21 protein-coding genes are annotated in these 19,608 nt (G+C 66.2%); 9 read left to right on the top strand and 12 right to left on the bottom strand.

All coding sequences use genetic code 11. The features are described from left to right. Positions 1 to 33: 33 nt before the first annotated feature. A complete protein-coding gene (locus OHS03_RS11895) occupies positions 34 to 882 on the bottom strand; it encodes an acyl-CoA thioesterase domain-containing protein (RefSeq protein ID WP_328662787.1) in 849 nt (282 codons plus the stop codon). A gap of 168 nt (positions 883 to 1,050) precedes the next feature. On the opposite strand from OHS03_RS11895, the gene OHS03_RS11890 reads away from it, so the two are divergent. Then, positions 1,051 to 1,371 (top strand): hypothetical protein, encoded by a 321-nt coding sequence (locus OHS03_RS11890; protein ID WP_328662786.1) that lies wholly within the window; start codon positions 1,051 to 1,053, stop codon positions 1,369 to 1,371. 35 nt (positions 1,372 to 1,406) lie between these two features. Here OHS03_RS11890 and OHS03_RS11885 read toward each other — a convergent pair whose 3' ends face one another. From OHS03_RS11885 to OHS03_RS11875, 3 genes are read right to left on the bottom strand one after another with little or no spacing between them, the layout of a single operon-like run. Continuing rightward, positions 1,407 to 1,694 carry a hypothetical protein gene (locus OHS03_RS11885; RefSeq protein WP_328662785.1) on the bottom strand — a complete coding sequence of 96 codons (288 nt, stop codon included), beginning with the start codon at positions 1,692 to 1,694 and terminating at the stop codon, positions 1,407 to 1,409. After that, positions 1,661 to 1,870, bottom strand: a complete 210-nt coding sequence (locus OHS03_RS11880; protein ID WP_328662784.1) for a hypothetical protein — start codon at positions 1,868 to 1,870, stop codon at positions 1,661 to 1,663. The genes OHS03_RS11885 and OHS03_RS11880 overlap by 34 nt, the downstream gene beginning before the upstream one ends. 57 nt (positions 1,871 to 1,927) lie before the next feature. Further along, complete coding sequence (locus OHS03_RS11875; protein WP_328662783.1) at positions 1,928 to 2,218, bottom strand: hypothetical protein; 291 nt, start codon at positions 2,216 to 2,218, stop codon at positions 1,928 to 1,930. Between the two features lie 414 nt (positions 2,219 to 2,632). Between OHS03_RS11875 and rph the strand changes: the two genes are divergently transcribed. Together rph and OHS03_RS11865 are read left to right on the top strand one after the other, a co-directional pair. Then, complete coding sequence (gene rph, locus OHS03_RS11870) at positions 2,633 to 5,251, top strand: rifamycin-inactivating phosphotransferase (RefSeq protein ID WP_328662782.1); 2,619 nt, start codon at positions 2,633 to 2,635, stop codon at positions 5,249 to 5,251. Positions 5,252 to 5,298: 47 nt separating this feature from the next. Then, the gene (locus OHS03_RS11865; RefSeq protein WP_328662781.1) at positions 5,299 to 6,354 is read left to right on the top strand and encodes a Gfo/Idh/MocA family protein; all 1,056 of its coding nucleotides are present in this window, start codon (positions 5,299 to 5,301) and stop codon (positions 6,352 to 6,354) included. A gap of 39 nt (positions 6,355 to 6,393) precedes the next feature. Here the strand turns inward: OHS03_RS11865 and OHS03_RS11860 are convergent, their stop codons facing one another. Continuing rightward, positions 6,394 to 7,338: a LysR family transcriptional regulator gene (locus tag OHS03_RS11860; RefSeq protein ID WP_328662780.1), complete on the bottom strand. Its 945-nt coding sequence runs from the start codon at positions 7,336 to 7,338 to the stop codon at positions 6,394 to 6,396. A gap of 108 nt (positions 7,339 to 7,446) precedes the next feature. Here OHS03_RS11860 and fdxA point away from each other — a divergent pair, with 108 nt between their 5' ends. From fdxA to OHS03_RS11840, 4 genes are read left to right on the top strand one after another with little or no spacing between them, the layout of a single operon-like run. Then, positions 7,447 to 7,782 (top strand): ferredoxin, encoded by a 336-nt coding sequence (gene fdxA / locus OHS03_RS11855; RefSeq protein ID WP_328662779.1) that lies wholly within the window; start codon positions 7,447 to 7,449, stop codon positions 7,780 to 7,782. A gap of 59 nt (positions 7,783 to 7,841) precedes the next feature. Further along, positions 7,842 to 8,762, top strand: a complete 921-nt coding sequence (locus OHS03_RS11850) for a D-alanyl-D-alanine carboxypeptidase family protein (RefSeq protein WP_328662778.1) — start codon at positions 7,842 to 7,844, stop codon at positions 8,760 to 8,762. 40 nt (positions 8,763 to 8,802) lie between these two features. Beyond that, entirely contained in the window at positions 8,803 to 9,459 is a 657-nt protein-coding gene (locus OHS03_RS11845) for a hypothetical protein (RefSeq protein WP_328662777.1), read from the top strand. A gap of 3 nt (positions 9,460 to 9,462) precedes the next feature. Then, the gene (locus OHS03_RS11840) at positions 9,463 to 9,837 is read left to right on the top strand and encodes a hypothetical protein (protein ID WP_328662776.1); all 375 of its coding nucleotides are present in this window, start codon (positions 9,463 to 9,465) and stop codon (positions 9,835 to 9,837) included. Between the two features lie 3 nt (positions 9,838 to 9,840). Here OHS03_RS11840 and OHS03_RS11835 read toward each other — a convergent pair whose 3' ends face one another. Together OHS03_RS11835 and OHS03_RS11830 are read right to left on the bottom strand one after the other, a co-directional pair. After that, a complete protein-coding gene (locus OHS03_RS11835; protein ID WP_328662775.1) occupies positions 9,841 to 10,875 on the bottom strand; it encodes a hypothetical protein in 1,035 nt (344 codons plus the stop codon). Between the two features lie 112 nt (positions 10,876 to 10,987). Next, the gene (locus OHS03_RS11830; protein ID WP_328662774.1) at positions 10,988 to 11,998 is read right to left on the bottom strand and encodes a glutathione S-transferase family protein; all 1,011 of its coding nucleotides are present in this window, start codon (positions 11,996 to 11,998) and stop codon (positions 10,988 to 10,990) included. 92 nt (positions 11,999 to 12,090) lie between these two features. Between OHS03_RS11830 and OHS03_RS11825 the strand changes: the two genes are divergently transcribed. Beyond that, complete coding sequence (locus OHS03_RS11825; RefSeq protein ID WP_328664183.1) at positions 12,091 to 13,635, top strand: MFS transporter; 1,545 nt, start codon at positions 12,091 to 12,093, stop codon at positions 13,633 to 13,635. A gap of 71 nt (positions 13,636 to 13,706) precedes the next feature. On the opposite strand, the gene OHS03_RS11820 is transcribed toward OHS03_RS11825, so the two are convergent. From OHS03_RS11820 to OHS03_RS11800, 5 genes are all read right to left on the bottom strand, one after another. Then, positions 13,707 to 14,057: a BP74-related protein gene (locus OHS03_RS11820; RefSeq protein WP_328662773.1), complete on the bottom strand. Its 351-nt coding sequence runs from the start codon at positions 14,055 to 14,057 to the stop codon at positions 13,707 to 13,709. Positions 14,058 to 14,233: 176 nt separating this feature from the next. Beyond that, the gene (locus OHS03_RS11815; RefSeq protein ID WP_328662772.1) at positions 14,234 to 15,265 is read right to left on the bottom strand and encodes a MauE/DoxX family redox-associated membrane protein; all 1,032 of its coding nucleotides are present in this window, start codon (positions 15,263 to 15,265) and stop codon (positions 14,234 to 14,236) included. A gap of 74 nt (positions 15,266 to 15,339) precedes the next feature. Beyond that, on the bottom strand, positions 15,340 to 15,951 hold the full coding sequence (locus OHS03_RS11810) for an RDD family protein (RefSeq protein ID WP_328662771.1): 612 nt from the start codon (positions 15,949 to 15,951) through the stop codon (positions 15,340 to 15,342). A 107-nt stretch (positions 15,952 to 16,058) separates the two neighbouring features. Next, positions 16,059 to 17,381 carry a TetR/AcrR family transcriptional regulator gene (locus OHS03_RS11805; RefSeq protein WP_328662770.1) on the bottom strand — a complete coding sequence of 441 codons (1,323 nt, stop codon included), beginning with the start codon at positions 17,379 to 17,381 and terminating at the stop codon, positions 16,059 to 16,061. 17 nt (positions 17,382 to 17,398) lie between these two features. Next, complete coding sequence (locus OHS03_RS11800) at positions 17,399 to 18,382, bottom strand: lipase family alpha/beta hydrolase (RefSeq protein ID WP_328662769.1); 984 nt, start codon at positions 18,380 to 18,382, stop codon at positions 17,399 to 17,401. 180 nt (positions 18,383 to 18,562) lie between these two features. On the opposite strand from OHS03_RS11800, the gene OHS03_RS11795 reads away from it, so the two are divergent. Beyond that, on the top strand, positions 18,563 to 19,597 hold the full coding sequence (locus OHS03_RS11795; protein ID WP_328664181.1) for a phosphotransferase family protein: 1,035 nt from the start codon (positions 18,563 to 18,565) through the stop codon (positions 19,595 to 19,597). The last annotated feature ends 11 nt before the right edge of the window (positions 19,598 to 19,608 follow it).

Raw genomic sequence — 19,608 nt, 5'->3', positions numbered from 1 at the left:
CGCCAAGACGGCACCGCTGTGATCGGTGCGGGCCTACCCGACAGCGAGGGAGGACGACGAAGTCCCGATGGCGCCCAGGTCCGCGGGACCCCGGGCGTTGGCGATGGAACTGACTGTCGCGGTACCGAATACGCCCTTGCGGTCGTACATCGCCGCGGTGCCGACCGCGATCCCGTCCTGGGTGATCCGGTCGAGGCCGACCAGTCCGGCTTCTTCCCCTTCCGGAAGCCGGGTCAAAGTCAGGGTGGCGTCGGCATTGATGTATTCCAGGCCGTTGCTGCCCAGATTGGTGACCACATTCGTCACATCGGCCAACCCCGCGACGAACTGGAAGGGAGTCGGTTGCTCACCGACCACGACCGCGATCGGACGGTGCCAGATCCCCGTGCGTGCGGGGTTGTGATGTGTGCGGGCATCAGGGGTCCACCCCTGTTCCTCGCTGAAGTACACCCGATCCTGATCGGGTGAAGGTTCCCGTTCGGTCGGCGGAGGGTCCGCGATCGTATCCGGCGACCAGCAGATGCCGTCCGGTGCCGGTCCGGGGCGCAGGTACAGCGCGCTGGCTCGTGCGACGGGTCGGTCGTCTTGGATCAGGGTCGCATCGAACAATGACAGCCGACGGCCGTCTCGCACCACCTCGACGCGAGTTGTACAGGGACGCATCAATACTGGGCGAAACAGGTCGAGCGTCCACCGCGCCGGTCGCAAGTCGGTCCGCTCGCGAACGATCGGTTCTCGTTCCACCGCGCGCGCCAGAACCGCCCCGACGGCCATACCGCGCAGCTGCCCGCCGATCCATCCACTGCTCGCCTCGGGCTCGGGATGAAGGATTTCCGTGCGATCGGTCGGATCGGATTGTGCGCGAAAGAATGCCTGGCTCACCGGCGGACTCCTAGGACTCGGGCAGTCTCGCCTGATGCGCGGCACCGGTGGCACGCGACTGACAGATGCCCCAGATCTGAGAGTCGGCGATGGATCAATGATGCCTCGGTCGGAAGTGGGCGGCCACTCGGCTGGAGAAGATCACAGGGGGTCGGCGGCTACGGGACGGTGCTGTGCGCCACGATCGACGGCGCCGAAGCAGCCACGATCATCGAGCTCATGGCCGGATACGACGAGGACACCCGACCTCATTGGTCGACCGGGGCGACACCGGGGTCCGGACAACCCACCTCGGTCTCGGTGACGGCGAACGCGCTGTCGCGCGGTCAATCCGGTTGCGGCAGGGCAGGAGCCGCACCGGCAACGTCGAATCGCGTTGCCGTAGAGCCACTTCAGGACGTAGTACTCGCCGATCCGTGGGAGCCGCCGACCTGGCACGCTCGCATCGCCCTCGGCACCGAGACCGTCACCGACCTCGACCTGCCTTGACCGTGCCTCACTCGGCCCGGCGGGATCACGCGACTTCAGGTCGGTTCGATCGGCCCGCGGAGTTGGCGAGCCACCGCGCTGAACCAGCCGAGGTGGTAGCGGCCGCCCTCCGCGTCGAATCGGGAGCGCAACTCGTACCAGCGCAGCCCGGGGTGTCGATGGTGCACATCGTGCAGGTCGAAGCTGAGTGCGAATCGCTCGACCCCGCGAGGCAGACGCAGATTCATTGCCGCCATGGGTGATTCGAGCTCGGTACCGTAGTGGTAGGCGGTGTCCGACAGCGAGATGATCAGCGCGCGGCAGCCGATCGCGGCAAGCAGCATCCAGCCGTGAGCACCGTAGGCAACGAAAGCGGCGGTGTGGTGACGACGATCGCGGCGGCGTCGGTGCGGAACCGTCCCGGAACCACCGGCTGGGCAACCCGTTCGAGCACGAGACCGCCGACCGAATCCGGTGCTTCGACCCAGCGTCCCAGCGCGCGAATGGCACGCTCGGGCATCGGCGCGAGGAGCGATGCGAGCACTTCCAACAGGTACAGACCCGCGTCACCGGAGCGCTAGGAGCTCTGCTGATCAGGTTCGATATCCAGAAGGAGCGGGAACCAGCTGAGGGTCCAGGCGGCCACCGCGGTCGATGCCAGCACGTGGATCAGGTAGATCGTGCCGATCAGGCCGATACCGTAGTCGCGCATCCAGGCACCGAGCGGAATCAGTGCCAGCAGGTCCAGGCCGAGCATCAGTACCGACAGGAGCAGGGCCGGCGCTGCCCACGACGGTGGGCCGGGCTCAGCTGGAGCGTCGGCCGTGGCCTGGGTGGGCGGGGCGTCGAGCGGGTTCTCGTTGACCATGGTGTCCTCACGGGCAAAGCCGCTAGTGCGGCTGGAACGGTCGACACCGCGTCGTGTGCGTCCGATGGCGGGATGCTGCGTACTTGCTGAGCTGTCAGGTATTCGGGGTCGCAGACGGCCCGGATCGGCGCTCGAGGTGAAAATCTCGGCATCCGCAATCGATCGGCAACAGGAAGAGGACGGCCTGTAGTGCGGCAGCTCAGAATTCGGCAACCCTGATGATTCGTCACCGATCGGATTTTCGGTCGACTGGAAGTCGGGAGGGTCGGCGGATATGACGCCGGAGCCGGGCGTACGAGCGCCCGTCGTTGTTCCCCCTTCTACTGTATACACGATTCCGGGCCCTCATGAGGCATCAATTCTTGGTCCATAATCGCTCGCGAAAACCGAAACCACCAGGTGAGGAGTAGCGAGATGGCATTTGTGCTCGGGTTCGACGAGGTCGATCGGACGCAGGTCGCGATCGTCGGCGGTAAGGGGGCGAACCTCGGTGAGTTGTCGCGAATCGACGGTGTCGAGGTGCCGGACGGCTTCTGTGTGACAACCGAGGCCTTCGCGCGCACGGTGGCGGGGGCATCGTCGCTCGACGATCGGCTCGACGATCGGCTCGACGAGCTGTCGCGCCTCGAGCCGGGGGATCGGGCAGCGATCTCCGTGCTGAGCGAACAGCTGCGGCGCATGGTCGAGGAGCTGGTCGTTCCCGCGGAGGTCGCGGAGGCGATCCTCGCCGCGCATGCTCGGCTCGGAATCGACGGCGCCTACGCCGTGCGGTCCAGTGCGACGGCCGAGGACCTGCCCACCGCGTCGTTCGCCGGTCAGCAGGACACCTTTCTCAATGTCGTGGGAGCGGCGGCGATCCTCGAGCACGTGCGCCGGTGCTGGGGTTCGCTGTTCACCGAGCGAGCCGTCACCTATCGACTGCGAAACAGCTTCGACCAGAAGAAGATTCAGATGAGCGTCGTCGTACAGCGGATGGTGTTCGCGCGGGCCGCAGGCATTCTGATGACGGCCGACCCCGTCACCTCCGACCGAACCGTGGTCTCCATCGACGCCGGTTTCGGCCTCGGTGAGGCTCTCGTATCAGGTCTCGTCAATGCCGACGTCTACCAGGTTCGCGACGACCGCATCACCAGCAAGGCGATCGCCACCAAGAAAGTCGCCGTCGAGCCGGTGCCGACGGGCGGTACCCAGGTGAACGAGATCGCGCGGGAGCACCGAAACGAGCCGGTGCTCTGCGATGACCAGGTGCTGCGGCTCGCGCGGCTCGGCCGTCGCATCGAAGCACATTTCGGCAGCCCCCAGGACATCGAATGGTGTTCGGACGGTGATGGCTTCCGGATCGTGCAGAGCAGGCCGATCACCACTCTGTTCCCGATCCCCGTCGCCGCCGACGGGGAGAACCACGTCTATGTGTCGGTCGGCCATCAGCAGATGATGACCGATGCGATGAAGCCGTTGGGGATCTCGGTGTGGCAGCTGACGAGTAACGCGCCGATGCGCGACGCGGGCGGCCGCTTGTTCGTCGACGTCACCGCGATGGTGTCCGCACCTGCGAAAGGCGCCGCCTTGGTAGCGGGCCTCGGTAAATCCGACCCGTTGATGGGAGACGCGCTGCGGACAGTACTGGAGCGCGGTGATTTCGTTCGGCAAGTGCCAGAAGAGGATTCCGGCGCACCGGCCGCACCGTTCGGCATCGCAGCCGAGGAGATCGAGACCGATCCCGACATCGTCACCGAACTGATCGCTGAGAGCGAGGCTTCTCTCACGGCATTGAAAGGCGAGATCGCACACCTGTCCGGACCGGCGCTGCTCGACTACATCCGGGCCGATATCCAGGAGGAACTGCGCCGGGTTCTGTTCGCACCCCGCAGTTTACAGGTGATCATGGCCGCAATGAACGCCACGGAGTGGCTCAACGATCAGCTGCGAGAATGGCTGGGCGAGAAGAACGCCGCTGACGCCCTCACCCAGTCGGTTCCCGGGAACGTGACATCGGAAATGGGTCTGGCGCTGCTGGACGTCGCCGATGTGATCCGACCGTACCCGGAGGTGGTGGCGTACCTGGAGCAGATCGAGGACGACGATTTCCTGGTCGGTCTGGCCGATTTTCCGGGCGGCGACGAGACGAGAGCCGCGATCGAGGACTTCCTCGTCGAATACGGCATGCGCTGCGTCGGCGAAATCGACATCACCAGGCCGCGGTGGAGCGAGAGCCCCGCCACGTTGGTGTCGACAATCCTCGGCAATATCAAGAACTTCGGGCCCGGCGCGGGGAGGCAGCGTTTCGAGGACGGCCTTCGCGATGCGCGGCAGAAGCAACAACAGATTCTGCGAGCTCTACGGGCTCTTCCCGACGGGGAACAGAAAGCCGTCGAGACCGAGCAGATGATCGAGCGCGTGCGCACGTTCTCCGGCTATCGGGAGTACCCGAAGTACGGCATGGTCAGTCGCTACTTCGTCTACAAGCAGGCACTGCTGCGCGAGGCCGAACGCTTGGTGGAGTCCGGTGTGCTGCGCGAGGCCGACGACATCTTCTTCCTGCGATTCGATGAGCTGCACGAGGTGGTTCGCACGCACCGGGCAGATCAGCAACTCGTCGCCGCGCGAAAAGACGCGTTTCGCTCCTATCAGTCGCTCACCGCGCCGCGAGTGCTCACCTCCGACGGAGAAGCGCTCACCGGGGCGTATCGGCGCGAGGACCTGCCCGCCGACGCGCTGCCCGGCCTGGCGGTCTCGGCCGGGACGATCGAAGGCCGCGCCCGCGTGATCTCCGATATCGCGCAAGCCGACCTCACATCAGGCGACATCCTGGTCACCGCCTACACCGATCCGAGCTGGACCCCACTGTTCGTCGGCATCGCGGGGCTGGTCACCGAGGTGGGCGGCCTGATGACCCACGGTGCCGTCATCGCGCGCGAATACGGCCTGCCCGCCGTGGTCGGCGTGGAACACGCCACCGAGCTGATCCGCGACGGGCAGCGCATCCGGGTGCACGGCACCGACGGCTACGTCGAGATCCTGTCGCAGCCGTAGTCAAAGGTTTCGAGCCGTGAGATCGATTGCTGGGAAGGATGGTGGACGTGCGCGTCGGTGTGGTCGGTTCGAAAATGGGGATGTACCTGGCGACGTGGTGTCGCCGACTGGGCATGGAGGTGGTGGCCGCTTGCGATCGCGACCCCATCCGGCGGACCGAGGCGGCCGAGCTCCTGCCACAGGCGGGCGTGTTCGAGGACTGGAATGCCCTGCTGGAACACGACCTCGACGCGGTGGTGCTCGCCAACGACTTCGATCAGCACGCGCCCCTGGCCATCGCCTTCCTCGAACGCGGTATCCACGTGCTCTCCGAATCCGCCGCCTGTGTGGACGAGTGGCAAGCGGCCGCGCTGCTCGACGCCGAACGTCGCTCGTCCGCGACGTACTCCTTCGCCGAGAACTACGTCTTCCATCCCCATGTTCAGCTCATACGAAACGCTGTGGAAGCCAAGGAGATCGGTCGGGTGACGCTCGTGGAAGCGGACTATCTGCACGGGATGTCACCCGATGACGTCTCGAGCCTGATCGGCGATCCCGGCCACTGGCGAGGCCGCATCGAACCGACGGCGTACTACACCCACACCCTGTCGCCGATTCTCGCCCTCACCGGGGAGCTGCCGACCGAGGTGACGGCCTTTCACGTCGACTCCGCCGATGCCAGGGCCGCCGTGGTCATGGTGGTCCGGCTCAGCGGCGGCGGATCGGCCATCACCCGGCACGGATTCCTGCAGGGCGAACCGGACAGCCACTGGAGTCGGGTTTCGGTGCGCGGCACCGAGGGCCCGGCCGAATCGGTCCGCGCGCCCGGCGGGCGTGCGTGGTCGGTGCGCGTGCGCAAGGAAGGCTGGACCGATCGGGATGGCGTCACCCGCGACGAGGAACGCAGGCCCGCGCCGATGGCCCTCTCCGACGGCACGCTCGTCGAACCGAAAGCCGAAGGCACGGTCCGGATCCTGCAAGGCTTCCGGGCGTGCGTGGAGGAGGGTGCGCCACCGCTCGTACCGATCGGCCCGGCGGTAGCGGCTTCGCTGGTCGGTGTTGTGGGCGCCCGCTCGCTGCGGGAGGGATCGCGCCCGGTATCGATGCCGAACCTGGTGCTGTGAGCGGAGATTCGCTGTCGGGTGGACCGAGGTGCGGTGGGCTCAGTTTCGCGGCGATCGTCGTGCTGTCGGACGGGCCGATTCGATGCGGGCGGCGAGCTCGACCAGATCGGCCGCAGGGCCGGAGGGTGGGGTGCGGCGGTGCCAGATGGCGCGGAATTTCCGGGTCAGAACTATCGAATCGGCCAGGTCCACCTCGTGCAGGGTGCCCGCACGCAGTTCGTGGGCGACGATCAGACGGCTGACGACCGCGGGAGCGAGGCCGCTGCGGGTGGTCGCGAGAATCGCCGCGGCCGAACCGAGTTCGGCCGCGGGTCGCGCGGGGGTGCCGTGGATCTCGAGCGCCGCCCAGACCGTGTCCCTGGTTCCGGAACCCTTCTCGCGCCACACCAGTGGCGTCTCGGCGAGCTCGCGTGGGCTCACCGGCCTACCGCGAGTAGCCCACGGGTGGGTCGGTGCGACAACGACAACGAGCTCGTCGGCCACGAGTACCCGGCTACCCAATCCCGAGGGCGCCCGCGGTCCCTCGACGAAGCCGAGTGCGACGTCGCGATCGCGAACCGCCGTGGTCACCTGGTGAGAATTCGCTACATCCAGCTCGACGGCGAGCTCGGGTCGAAGCTTGCGCAATGCCGCCAGCCACTGCGGGATCCGGTGGTCGGCAATGGTCTTCGAGGCGATCACATGCAGTTGCGGTGACAGCTCGCGGTGCAGGACCGCGACACCCTCCATCAAGGCACGGCTCGCGGCCAGCACCGGCCGACCCAGTTCGACCACGGCCGAACCGGCATCGGTCAACGCCGAACCGGTGGGTCCGCGATCGAGCAGCCGCAGATGCAGTCGCCGTTCCAGCGCGCTGATGCGCATGCCGACCGCGGGTTGGCTGATGCCGTGTCGGCGCGCGGCGGCGCCGAGGCTGCCCAGTTCGGCCACCGACACCAGCAGATCGAGGACCTCCAGATCAGGAGTCCCCGGCGGCAAGCTCATAAGGAAACCTTACGAGGTGGTGGAAATCGGGGTCTACTCGGCGGTGGGCGCTCGCACCAGGATCAGCACTACCGCAAGTCGCGGTTCAGCACAGCTGAGGAGAACAACGTGACGTTTGTGATCGGCGCCGCCTGCGTGGACATCCTCGATCGGGCCTGCATCGAGGAGTGCCCGGTCGACTGCATCTTCATCGGCGATCGGATGGCCTACATCCAACCCGACGAGTGCACCGACTGCGGCGCGTGTGAACCCGCCTGCCCGGTCGAAGCCATCTACTACGAAGACGATCTGCCATCGGGCCAAGAGCAGTTCATCACCGAGAACGCCCGCTTCTTCCACGAACCGCTGCCCGGCAGAGTCGAGCCCCTCGGTCATCCGGGCGGCGCGACATCGGTCGGTGTCCTCGGCGTCGATACGGCCTATGTGCGGGCGTTCGAGGCGTAGTTCTCGAATCGAGGCGGCAAATCCCGCAGGTCGGCGTAGTTGTACGCCAGAATGTCGCCATGCGGACATTCGCCAAGATGGTGCACGCCGTCACTGCCGGGGTTCTGATCGTCGTGGCTGGTCACGGCGTTGCCGATGCCGCACCCACCGGGAGTGCTGACGGTCTGCTGCCGTGGCCGGCCGCCGGTCCGGACGGTGTGAACGCGTCGGGTGCGGCGTTGGCGGAAGGGCTCACCGGGATGGTGGTGTGGTCGCGCGAGGCGAACACCCCGGTCCCGATCGCCAGTATCGCGAAGGTGATGACGGCGGTGGTCGTGATCGCCGGCGGTGACCTCGAACGGCCGGTGACGGTGCCGCAGGAAGCGGGCGCCTACTGCGCCAGGGAAAACGGCAGCACCGCGGGATTGGTCGCCGGCGAGGTGCTCACCGCGCGCCAACTGCTGTACGCGCTGCTGCTGCCGTCCGGCTGCGACGCCGCCTACACCGTCGCCGAGTCGTTCGGGCCCGGCCAGGGCGGTTTCCTCGCCAGGATGAACGACACCGCGCGGGTCATGGGCTTGGCGGGAACACATTTCAGCGACCCGGCCGGCATGCCGTACCCCACCGACTACTCCACCTATTCCACACCGGCAGATCTCGTGGCGCTGGGTGTGCGCGCGATGAACCTGCCGCTGTTCCGTGAGATCGTCGGCGCGAGGAACTTCCACGTTCCGGCCGGGCCTGCCAACCGTGAGCACCACTGGGAAACAACGAACCGCATGCTCGACGAATATCCCGGCACCATCGGTATCAAGACCGGCAACACCGACGCGGCGGGTCACTGCTTGATGTTCGAGACGGTTCGCGCGGGCATCCCGATGATCGGTGTGGTTCTGCACAGCTCGGACCACAGCAGCGCAGCGGCCAGGCAGGACGCCGAGCGCATGCTGAACTGGGCCTACGACCCGATCCTGCGCGTTCTGCAGCCGATCGGAGGCTGACGACCGGCGCGATCCGAGCGCAACGCCTAGCATTCGGGATATGCGTGGTGGCAGATGGTTTCGGGTCCTCGTCTGCCTGATCGTGCTCGGCACTACCAGCGGCTGCGTGGGTGCGGTGGACCGGGCGCAATTCGAGGATCAGCTCCGAACGCGTGGCGGCGGTTTGGTGAGTGCGTTGCCGCAGGACGCCATCGCGGCGCTCACCCAGCGAACCGGCGTCACCGACGTCGAAGCGAACCTCATCATCCTCACTCCGCCGAACTCGACCCAGTTCCGCCTGACCTTGGACGATCAACCCGCCCAGATCACGCGGTTCATGGCCGACGACGCAGTGCTGGCCGCTCGGGCACCCACCGTCCGCCTGCGTGTGCGGCCACCTGATCGTTCGCGGCAACTCGACGACTATTCCTTCACCCTCGGGGATTTGAGCGCACCACGCCCGGTCCGGGTTTCCGCCTTCGACGATCTCGACGGCGAGGATTTCACCGTCAGCGAGGTGCCCGGCCTGTCGCGGGTAGAAGAGATCGTCGACACCGCCCTCGCCCGTAGCGAGCTGCCCGACGGCCAGGTCACCGTCATCGTGGTGAGTCGTTTCGGCCGCGAGATCCGCATCGTCGCCAACGTCTTGTCGCCGCGCTCGGAGATGGTCGTCGAATTCGACCGCACCGGCACATTCCTCCGAGCACAGCAGGTGTAGCGCATGCGACGCGTACTGGTAGCAGCGGTTTCCCTCGTCAGCGCCGCCGCTTTTCTGACAATTATTGTTGCCGTCGCCGTCTGGCCGGGCGAAGCGAAACTCACCGCACCGCTGTTCTGTTCGTCTCCGGCCACCGAGCCCGTGGTCGTCTCCGACACCTTCCACGACTCCGAAGGAACCTCGACCAACTACACGCTGTACTGCGTCAGCGACCGCGGTGTCCTCACCGACGAGGGCTTCGCACTACCCATGCTGGTGCTGTTCGCCGCACACGTCGTGATCTTGGGAACCCTGCTCCTGCTCGCCGCGCTGATCGGCCGCCTCGGGCACCGACCCGAACTGTCGGACGGGCCGTTCGAGCGCGTGCAGGACAGCTGACGGTCAACTCAGATCCTCGTCATCGCCTTCCAGATCGACCTGTAGATCCACCGTGAAGTTGTCGATCGACAGTGGCTTGCCCGACTCGGCCATCGTCAGCTTCTCGGTGCCGAGCCCGATTCGGTGCAGGAAAACCGTGGTGACGGTGGCGGCGGCTCGTGCCTGGTCGCGCTCGGTCGGCCACATCCGCGTGGAGCTGCCGTCGCCACAGTCCACGAAGCCGAGCTCGTCGAGGTGTGGGCGGGTGGATTCGGTGGTGAAGGCGCGCAGGCGGATCTCGGTCGGGGACAACTCGAGTTGGGCGTATCGCTCCGGTGTCTTGTCGCGGTCGAAGAAGTGCAGCACGAGCGGCTCGGGGCCGGGGCCGAGCGCGCGCATGGCGAGGTGAACGCTGCGCAGCAGATCGGTCAGTAGGCCGCGTAGATGACCGAGGGTATAGACGCTCCAGATCTCGCTGCCGCGGCCGTCCGAACCGGCCGGTGAGGCGGACCAGGTGAAGCTGACCTCGTAGTCGTCGGCGCTGTTGTACTCGATATCGTGCTCGTCAACCGGAATCCGGTCGTCCGCGTCGCCGAATTCGGGATAGTGGTACTGGGTCTTCCAGTGCCACCACCTGCTGTTGGCATCGGAATCGGTGGACTCGACCCGCACGGTCAAGCCTCCCCACTCGGAGAACTCGAGCGCACGCAGCGTATCGCCGTCGACCCAGCCGACACCGAGATCCGCCAGACCGCAATACCAGGTGGGCGGACCCCATGTCGCCACCGCGAGGTCCAGGTAGCGACGGAACTGTTCGGCCTCGATGGTCGCGACGGCGATGGACAGCTGCATCCGCTCGCTCTCGGCATACGGATCGTGGTCGTCGCGAATTCGGCCACCGGAGGGTGTGTGCGGGATGTCGACAGAACCGTCGCTGATCAGGGTCCATCCCGCGGTGCGGCACACCCGTTCGACGTCGGCTCGGACGAACGTGCGGAAGTCACCCGCACGCAACTGCGTCAGCAAGTCGGTGAAACGTCCGTCGGGCATGGTGTCCATACCTGAGCACGCTAGCGATGACCACCGACACGATTCCGTCCCGCAGATCGTGAACCGGTCTTCGGAAGCTGTTGCCGCGCTTGACTATCCGGACCGTCTGTCGGTGAAGGTCTCAGCCGATCGGGGGTACCTGTTCAGCAGAAACCGGCGCAGGTGGCGGGGTGCCGTCGCCGAAGGGGCGCCCACCCAGTTCCTCGCGATGGTGCGGGGTGAGCCAATTCGACAGGTCTGGCCCCGCGGGAACGATTCCGGTGGGGTTGATATCGCGGTGCACCACGTAGTAGTGCTCCTTGATCTGCCCGAAGTCGATGGTGTCGCCGAACCCGGGGGTCTGGAACAGGTCACGGGCATACGCCCACAGCACCGGCATCTCGCTGAGTTTGGTGCGGTTGCACTTGAAATGGCCGTGATAGACGGGATCGAAACGGGCCAGCGTGGTGAACAGCCGCACGTCGGCCTCGGTGATCGTGTCACCGACCAGATAGCGCTGCGTGCTCAGTCGATCGGCGATCCGGTCGAGGGCGGCGAAGAGCCGAGCGTACGCGGCATCGTAGGCGTCCTGATCGCCGGCGAAACCACACCGGTAGACGCCATTGTTGATGTCGCGGAACACGTCCCGGTTGATCTCGTCGATCTGCGCGCGCAGCGGTTCGGGATACAACTGCGGTGCGCCCGGCCGGTGATACGCGGTCCATTCCGTGGAGAAATCCAGGGTCATCTGTGCGTAGTCGTTGGTGACGACCTGCCCGGTCGCGATCTCGACGACGGCGGGCACGGTGATCCCACGCGGATAGTCCGGGAACCGGGCCAGATAGGCGTCGCGCAGGTAGTGGATGCCGAGGACCGGGTCGACCTCGCCCGGATCCAGATCGAAGGTCCAGCTCAGCTTGTCGTGGGTGGGCCCACACAGGCCCAGTGACAGCACCGGCTCGAGCCCGAGCAGCCGCCGCACGATCAGCGTGCGATTCGCCCACGGACAGGCTCTGGCCGCGACGAGTCGGTAGCGACCAGCTTCGACGGGGTATCCATCACCTCCGTCGGCGGTGATCCGCGTGGTGATGTAGTTGGTGTCGCGACGGAACTCGCCCGCCTCGACGTAGGTGCCCGCACCGGCATCGCTCACCGCCTCAGTCTCGCACACCCACGCGCCGGGCGAGTCGACCCTTCGGCTCGCATACGGACGAACCCGCCAGTAACCTGTGGCCCGTGATACCGATGGGCAAAGCGCCGGGCGGGGCGGCGCGACCACGCATCGCTCTGACCGCGGTCGCTGTGGTGGTTTTCGTGACGTTCCTCGACACCACGATCGTGAGTGTGGCGCTGGGGGACATCCGGCGCGATCTGAGTGCCGACGTGACGATGTTGCAGTGGGTGGTCAACTCCTACACCGTGGTGTTCGCCGGGTTGATGCTGGCGGGTGGCTCGCTGGGGGACAGGTGGGGGCGCAAGCGGGTGATGATCGTCGGTTTGGTGATCTTCTGCGCCGGGTCGGTGGTCTCCGCGCTCGCGAGCAGTGTCGCGGTGCTCATCGCGGGCCGCGCGATCATGGGACTGGGCGCCGCGGCGTCGGAACCGGGAACGCTGTCTGTGCTGCGCCATGTCTTTCCCGACGATCGGACTCGCGCCAAAGCCATCGGTGTGTGGGCGGCGGTATCGGGGCTGGCGTTGGCGGCGGGACCGGTGCTGGGCGGCGTGCTGGTCCACGCGTACGGGTGGCGCTCGATCTTCTGGTTCAACCTGGTGATCGCGGCGGTGGCGCTCGTCATCGCGCTGTGGTCGGTGCCGGAAAGCGCCGATCCCAGTCCGGAGCCCATCGACTGGGCCGGCGCGGTGCTCGGCGCGGCTGCGTTCGGGTCGGTGATCTATGCCGCGATCTCCGGTCAGGACCGGGGCTACACCGCGCCGTCGGTGCTCGCGTTCTTCGCGATAGGTGTGCTCGCATTCGTCGGTTTCATCGCCGTCGAAACACGAGCGCGCGCACCCATGCTCGACTTGCACTACCTACGCTTTCCCGCCGTGCGCAGCGCACTGCTCGTGGCCTTCGCCGTCTATTTCGGTATCTTTTCGATCTTCTTCTTCACCGCGCTGTATCTGCAAGTGATGCAGTCGTATTCGGGTGCGCGCACGGCCACGGTCTTCGCGCCGATGGCCGTCGCGATCGTGATCGGTTCGCTGCTCGCGGGACTCTGGGTGGCGAGGCGAGGTGCGCTCACCCCGATGATTCTCGGCTGCGTGGTCGGCGCGGGCGGGATCTTGCTGACCCGCCACATGCTGTCCGGGGAAATCCACGATCCTTCGCTGTCGGCCGCGATGGCGGTGGCGGGCTTCGGCTTCGGGATCGCGGTGGTGCCGTTGACGTCGGCCGTGATGTCGGGCGTCCCGGCCGAACACTCGGGAATGGCTGCCGCGGTGACCAATACGATGCGCCAGGTCGGCTCGGCGTTCGGTGTCGCGGTCCTCGGTTCGCTGGTGAGTGGATTCCTGTCCGCGGACCTGAAGGCGCGCATGAACGAACTGGGTTTGCCGACTTCGCTACAGCCCGACGCCATCCAAGCGGTGGAACTCGGGAAGATTCCCGAGGGCGTCGACATCGGCCCGTACCTGAAATACCTGTCGAAGGTTTCCGAGGTGCTCAACGCGGGCAAAGCGGCCTTCCATCACGGACTCGACGTGGCGCTGCTCGTTTCGGCGTTGATGATTCTCGCCGCCGCGGCCTTCACCGCCTTCGACGCGGCACGGCACCGTGCGGATATCACCTGATCCGGAGGTACGAATCACTAACTCGCAGAGGCTGTTCCGGCCGACGCTCTGTGCGTCGGCCGGAACCGACATCAGGCGCTGACCGAGGCTGTCACTTCACGAGTCAGTCGCGACGACCAGGGACACCAGAAGCAGCCGGGCAAGAACGGTCCGCATGCTTCGTCGAGGTGATCCTCGGTGTACACGATGCTCGAGTCGCAGACCTCGATGGCCATGGTGAAAAAGGTGATGGTGTCGGGATCCAGGTGGAAGTTCCACCCGGGGTTGTAGCTCTGCGCGGTCTTGCGGATTCTGCCCATGACGTGGATGGACATCGTCTCATCGCCGGACAGGATCCGCCGCGCCTCCGCGATACGTTGTTCGTTGTTCAGCTGGAAAATGAACTCTTTTCCGCTGTAGTCGGTGAATGCAAAGAGCGCCATGACATTTCCCCTTGTCGATGTGTTTCGAGCGAGCGGGAGTCGAGCGTGTTGCGAGGCCGAGTATATCGGCAGAATCGCGCGCGCATGAGCGCATCTGTGAATGAAATCTGTTGGGAAACAAGCGGTTTAGGGAAGCGGTCGGTTTCTGTCCGTGAAACGGGGCAACGGGGGAGTGCTCATCGGCGCGTCCCTGAGGCGAGCTCGTCTCGACGCGGTGACTGCCGTCCGGAATCCGCCTTCGCCGTGGTGATCAACTCCCGCACCGCCATCGCACCTCGCGCGACAGCGCCCGCGACCCGCCCGTCCGCGCCGATCAATACGGCCGACGGCGTGCCCCGAACCCGGTAGCGCAGGGCTGCCTCGTTGCCCTGCTGCACCAGCACCGGTATGTCGCCCACCTCCTGCGCGCGGCCCCAGGCGGCATGTTCGGTGAGATCACCATTGCCGACCAGCACGACCGTCAGAATCTCCCGGGCCCGTGATTGCCACCGTGGCAACTCACGAGCCAGCGCTGCGCACATCTCGCAGCCGGGATGAACGAACACCAGCAGTACTGCCTTGCCCGGCGCCAGGAGCGATTCCAAGCTGATCCGCCCACCCTCGACGGCCAGCAACTCGAACTCGGGCGCTACCGCACCGACCGGCAGACCCTCGGCGCCGAGCGTCGACAGCGCCTGTTCGTCGACTCGCCGACTCAGCGCGCGCAGCTCCCCGAGCGTCCAGAGCAGCACCACCGCCAAGATCACGATCAGTGCCAGCCCGGCAGCGGCCTCGGCGGGCAAACCGGCCGGAACCCGCGGATATCGCAGCGCCCCCACGGTGACCAGGGCGGCGAGTGCCATCAACAGTCCGTTGCGCACCAAAGTCGCGGCCCCGATCGGCCCCGCGCTCGCCGCCCCGAAGCAGGAGCAGTTCGGATGCTCACCCCGCAGCAGCAACCGCACGATCGCCGCGGTGAACCCTGCGAGCAGCAGCAACGCCACGCCGCCCGCGACCGCGGCCGTCCATGGCAACAGCACCCCGGCTGCCACCAGTCCTTCGGCTATCGGTAGTCCGATCGCCACGATGGGAACCCACCTGATGGGTATCCCGAAATCCGCCACCGCCTTCCGTGTCGCGGGCCCGTCCGCCAACTTCCCCCACGTCGACAGTCCGAAGGCCCCAGCCAGTACCAATCGCGAACCCCACACTCCGTATTCGATCAGCATTCCGGCACCATCCCACAGACGAAGCGGTCTGAAATATGATTTGCTGGAACAGCTTTCACCGCAGTCCGGGCGTGCTATCGAGAAGAGCCGTCCAGGCGTCGTTTGGACAGATCGACGCGGCCGGGCAGGACCATCAGTAGATCCTTCTTGACCTCGATCCTGCGCGTCGCGGCCCGAACCACCCGTGTTCCCGTCGCCAGATCATGGACCGCTCGACGACCGTTTTCGGTGACCATCGCGAGCACGCAGCTGACCGCGAATATGCCGAATCCGATCAGCGCCAACGCATTCAACACCGACGAGTCCGGGTTGCTGCCCGCGACCGACATGAAGAAGAACGGCAAGAAGATGATCAGCATCCGGACGGCAGCCTGACGTAGGCCGAGTCCAGGTCGAGCCCAGGCATCGGCGGGAACCACCTGTAGCCCGAGCAGGCCTTTGCCGAGCGTCTGTCCGTCTCGGCGAACCAGGAGGAAGACCTCGGGCCCGATATAGGCGGCGAAATAGCACAACCAGGCACCGACGCTGTAAACAACGTTCTCGTGCGTCTCGCCGATCGCCATCGCCGTGAGGACCACTGGCAGGCTCATCGGCAAGGCGATGAGAAAGGTGAGCGCCAGGCAAACCGCGAGGTCGATGAGTCTCGCGGCCAGTCGGCGGAGGAACGGAGCGGCTTGATACGGCATCTGACCTCACAGCGAACCGATGGTCGTCGAACCTGCTCGGCCGCTTGCGCTTTCACTGTGGCCGCCCGACCAAGGTTAGCGACTCCGCGCGGTGTGAAGCGCCGAACTCACGATCCGCCGACCGGGCCGGCTACTCCGAGCAGGGTCGTTTGCACCTGTAGAAGGTGGTCGATGTCGCCTTCGGTGTCGGCGACGGCGTTGCTGTAGAGGAAGCTCTCGCCGAGGCGGACCAGGGCGAAAGCCAGGGTTGTTCGGTCGATCGGAGGGCGGTATCCGTCCTGTTCCTGGGCGCGCTGGATGAGTCGCTCGACCAGTGCGACGCTGCCGCGATGCACCGGTCCGTCGGCCTGGGTGACCAGTCGAAGGGCCGCCGGTGATTCGTTCTGGAGATAGGTGCGCAGTGCCGGGTCGGCCGCCAGGCGGCGCAGTATTCGATCGAAGACTTCGGAGATGCGGTGGGCGCCGCGGCTGTCGCACTCGCTGTCGATCGCGTTGAGGAGGCGTTCGAACTGACGGGCTATGGCGAGACCTAGTAGGTCTTCTCTGGTGCCGAATCGGCGGTAGATGGTGGTGCGGCTGATGCCGAGTTCCGTTGCTACGGCATGTAATTCCAGACGTTCACCGCGAAGGAAGGTACGGATCGCGGTGTCGAGCACATCATTGGGGGGTGCGGTGGAGGACAGGAGCGGAGCCGACTGCGTATCGCGGGGCCGCGGTGCGTCGCCCGGCGCGGTCGGCTCATCGGGTAGGGATGGCTCTGCGGTCGGTGTTGTGCCCGCGTCGACCCCGCGCACGGCGGCCGGATCGAGATGGCGCATCGCCGCGACGATGATCGAGACCGTCAGGTTCGCGGCCGCGGTGAAATCGAGGTGCTGGGCGATGGCTTGCTGCACCCCGCGCACCCCGATGTCGGCGATCGCCGCCGCGCAGAAATCGGCGCTGGCGCCCCACTGCAGGTCGGCGCCACCGTATTCGTGCCGGATCAGTTCGGCGACGGTGTCGGCGACCGACTGGATCGTGGCGGTCCGTACTTCGTGTGATCGTCCCGCCGTCGGCGCTCCGAACAGCACGTGGAAGCCCTCGGCGTGGGTGGCGGCGAAGTCGAACAGTGCTCGCGTTGTCGTCGCGATGTGCCGGTCGAGATCGAAACCCTCTGCGCGCCGGTAGCTTTCCCGCATCCACTCCAGCAGGCTCGCCGCCTCGCGGCGCACACACGCGTCGAAGAGCTGTTCCTTGGTTCCGAAGTGCGCGTACAGCGTCGGTTTGGAGGTTTCGGCCGCAGTGGCCAGTTGCTCCATGGTGACGTTGTCGAAGCCGTGCGCGGCGAATACCGAGAGCACTCCGTCGAGCAGCGTGTCGTCGGATGGCCGCACCGCCGTGGAACGGCGGCGCGGCCGGTCGTCGGCCGACTCCGAATCGGACCTGGTCATGATGCAGCAGACTACCGTCAGCCGTTGCGCGGGTGGGCGAAGCAGTTGACCGGCACGCGGTTGGCTGGATCGAGGGCGTTGAGAATGTGCTGTGCGACAACCGGATCCGAGGCGGCGCCGGCATGTTCGAAGATCGCCAGCGGGCACTGGTCCTGCACGACGATATTGGTGACGTTCGCGGCGATCGGTCCCATGCCGCTGGTATGCGGAGCCACCACCTGATCCCAGCGGGTCATGATGAAGGTGTAGTCGATGTCGGCGGGGTAGGCGTCACCGGAGTTCACCGCGTCGAGGTAGTCGGAGCCGCTCGTCATCTGCAGGCTCGCGCCGAATCCGAATGCCTCGGACCGGAGTTGGAGATCGTCCCATACTCCGAGCAGGTCGAGGGCGCGGGCGATCAGCGCCTGACCGCCGGCTCTGGTGCCGTCGTTGAGCGGGGTCAGGTTCACCGACTTGGCGACCTTGGCCGCTCCGCCCAGGTACTTGATGTACCACCGCGGCATCACGGTGCCTTCCGAGTGGCCGACGAGGTCGACCTTCTGCGCTCCGGTAGCGGCGAGCACGCGATCCACGAACGGTGCGAGCTCCTGAGCCGATGATTCCCGCATCGACTTCGTGCCCGGAATCAGGTTCAACGGCACCGGTGCGGCCGGGTCGAGGCCGTAGTTCAGGGCGAATACGCAGTAGCCGTTGTTCGCCAGCAGCGGGGCGATGGTCGTCCAGTTGGCGGCCATCGTCGCGGTGAGACCGTGCACCAGCACCACCGGTTCCGGATGTTCGGCGCTCGGGCGGCAGTTCCAGTCGTTGGCTCCGGGCGGGGAGGCCCGGTCGACGAAGTGGACGATTCCGGGAATCAGCCCGTACGGGACGGGGTACTGCGGAGCGGCCTGCGCGGTGGCGGGTGCACCGGCAGCGGCGGCGCAGCACAGTGTCGCGGCCAGGATCAGCCGTTTCATGACGCCGGGGCGTCGGCGGTCGGTGGTTCGGGCGGGAGAAGACATGAGCACTCCTAGGACATCGTTGTACTGCCAGAAGTTCTAGCATGGCTTTACTGCAAGTAAAGCTATTTCGAGCAAAACTCGCGTATTTGCTAGAGATCGGTTGACACGACGGCGGGCTTGATGGAACGTCTAATCATATTCGTTCCATTCAAGGAGTAGTCTGACGTGTGCCCGGCATCCATGCACAACACCGGCAGTGCTGCCGAACTGACCATCGACCGCGTCCACTTGCGCGAATGGCTGATCTCGCTCGGTCTGCGGTGCGCGGGCCCGGTGGAGGTCGCTCGCATCGGTGGGGGCAATTCCAACCTGACGTTCCTGGTCACCGACACCGCCGCCCGTCGCTGGGTGCTGCGCCGGCCGCCGCTGGGCGAGCTGCTCGCCTCTGCCCACGACGTTGTCCGCGAGGCGCGGGTCATGGGCGCCTTGTTCGACACCGACGTGCCGGTGCCGCGGATTCTCGGCGTGGGTGCTCAGGACGGCGTCCCGATGGTCTTGCTCGAGCATGTCGAGGGGCAGGTCATCGAGGACATGTCTGTCGCGCAGCAGCTCACGCCCCATCAGCGTCGGGCCACGGCGCTGGCGTCGGTCCGCGCACTCGCGCAGGTGCACGCCGTCGACCTCACCGCCACCGGACTGACCGACCTGGCCGGACACCGTCTCTATGCCGAACGTCAGATCCGCCGCTGGTCCAGGCAATGGGAACAGTCCCGAACCCGGGATCTCCCGCTGGTGGATCAGCTCACCGATCGGCTGACCGTCGCGATCCCCGAACAGCGGGAACGGACGTTGGTGCACGGCGACTTCCACCTGCGCAACATGATCATCGCGCCCGGCGACGGTTCGATCACCGCGGTTCTGGACTGGGAGTTGTGCACCCTCGGCGACCCACTCGCCGACCTCGGCAGCCTGCTCGCCTATTGGACGGAACCGGGCGAACCCGGGGTCGCGGGATTCGAGATGACCACGCTGCCGGGGTTCCCCAGCAGGCAGGAACTCGTCGACGAATACCTCGACCACACCGGACGTGACCCCGCGGCACTGGCTTTCTGGCACGCACTCGGGCTCTGGAAGCTGGCGATCATCGCCGAAGGCGTGCGGCGCCGAACCCTCGACAACCCGGACAACAGCACCCATGCCGGGGCTCCGACGACCGAACAGATCGATCACCTCGTCGAGCTCGCCGACGTGGTGGCCACCGCTACCGGCATCTGATCACCAGCGCA

The sequence above is a fragment of the Nocardia salmonicida genome (assembly GCF_036142455.1).
In the GTDB taxonomy this organism is placed as follows: Bacteria; Actinomycetota; Actinomycetes; order Mycobacteriales; family Mycobacteriaceae; genus Nocardia; species Nocardia salmonicida.
Note: the sequence above shows the minus strand (reverse complement) of the source record. Positions and strands in the feature narration are given on the sequence as shown.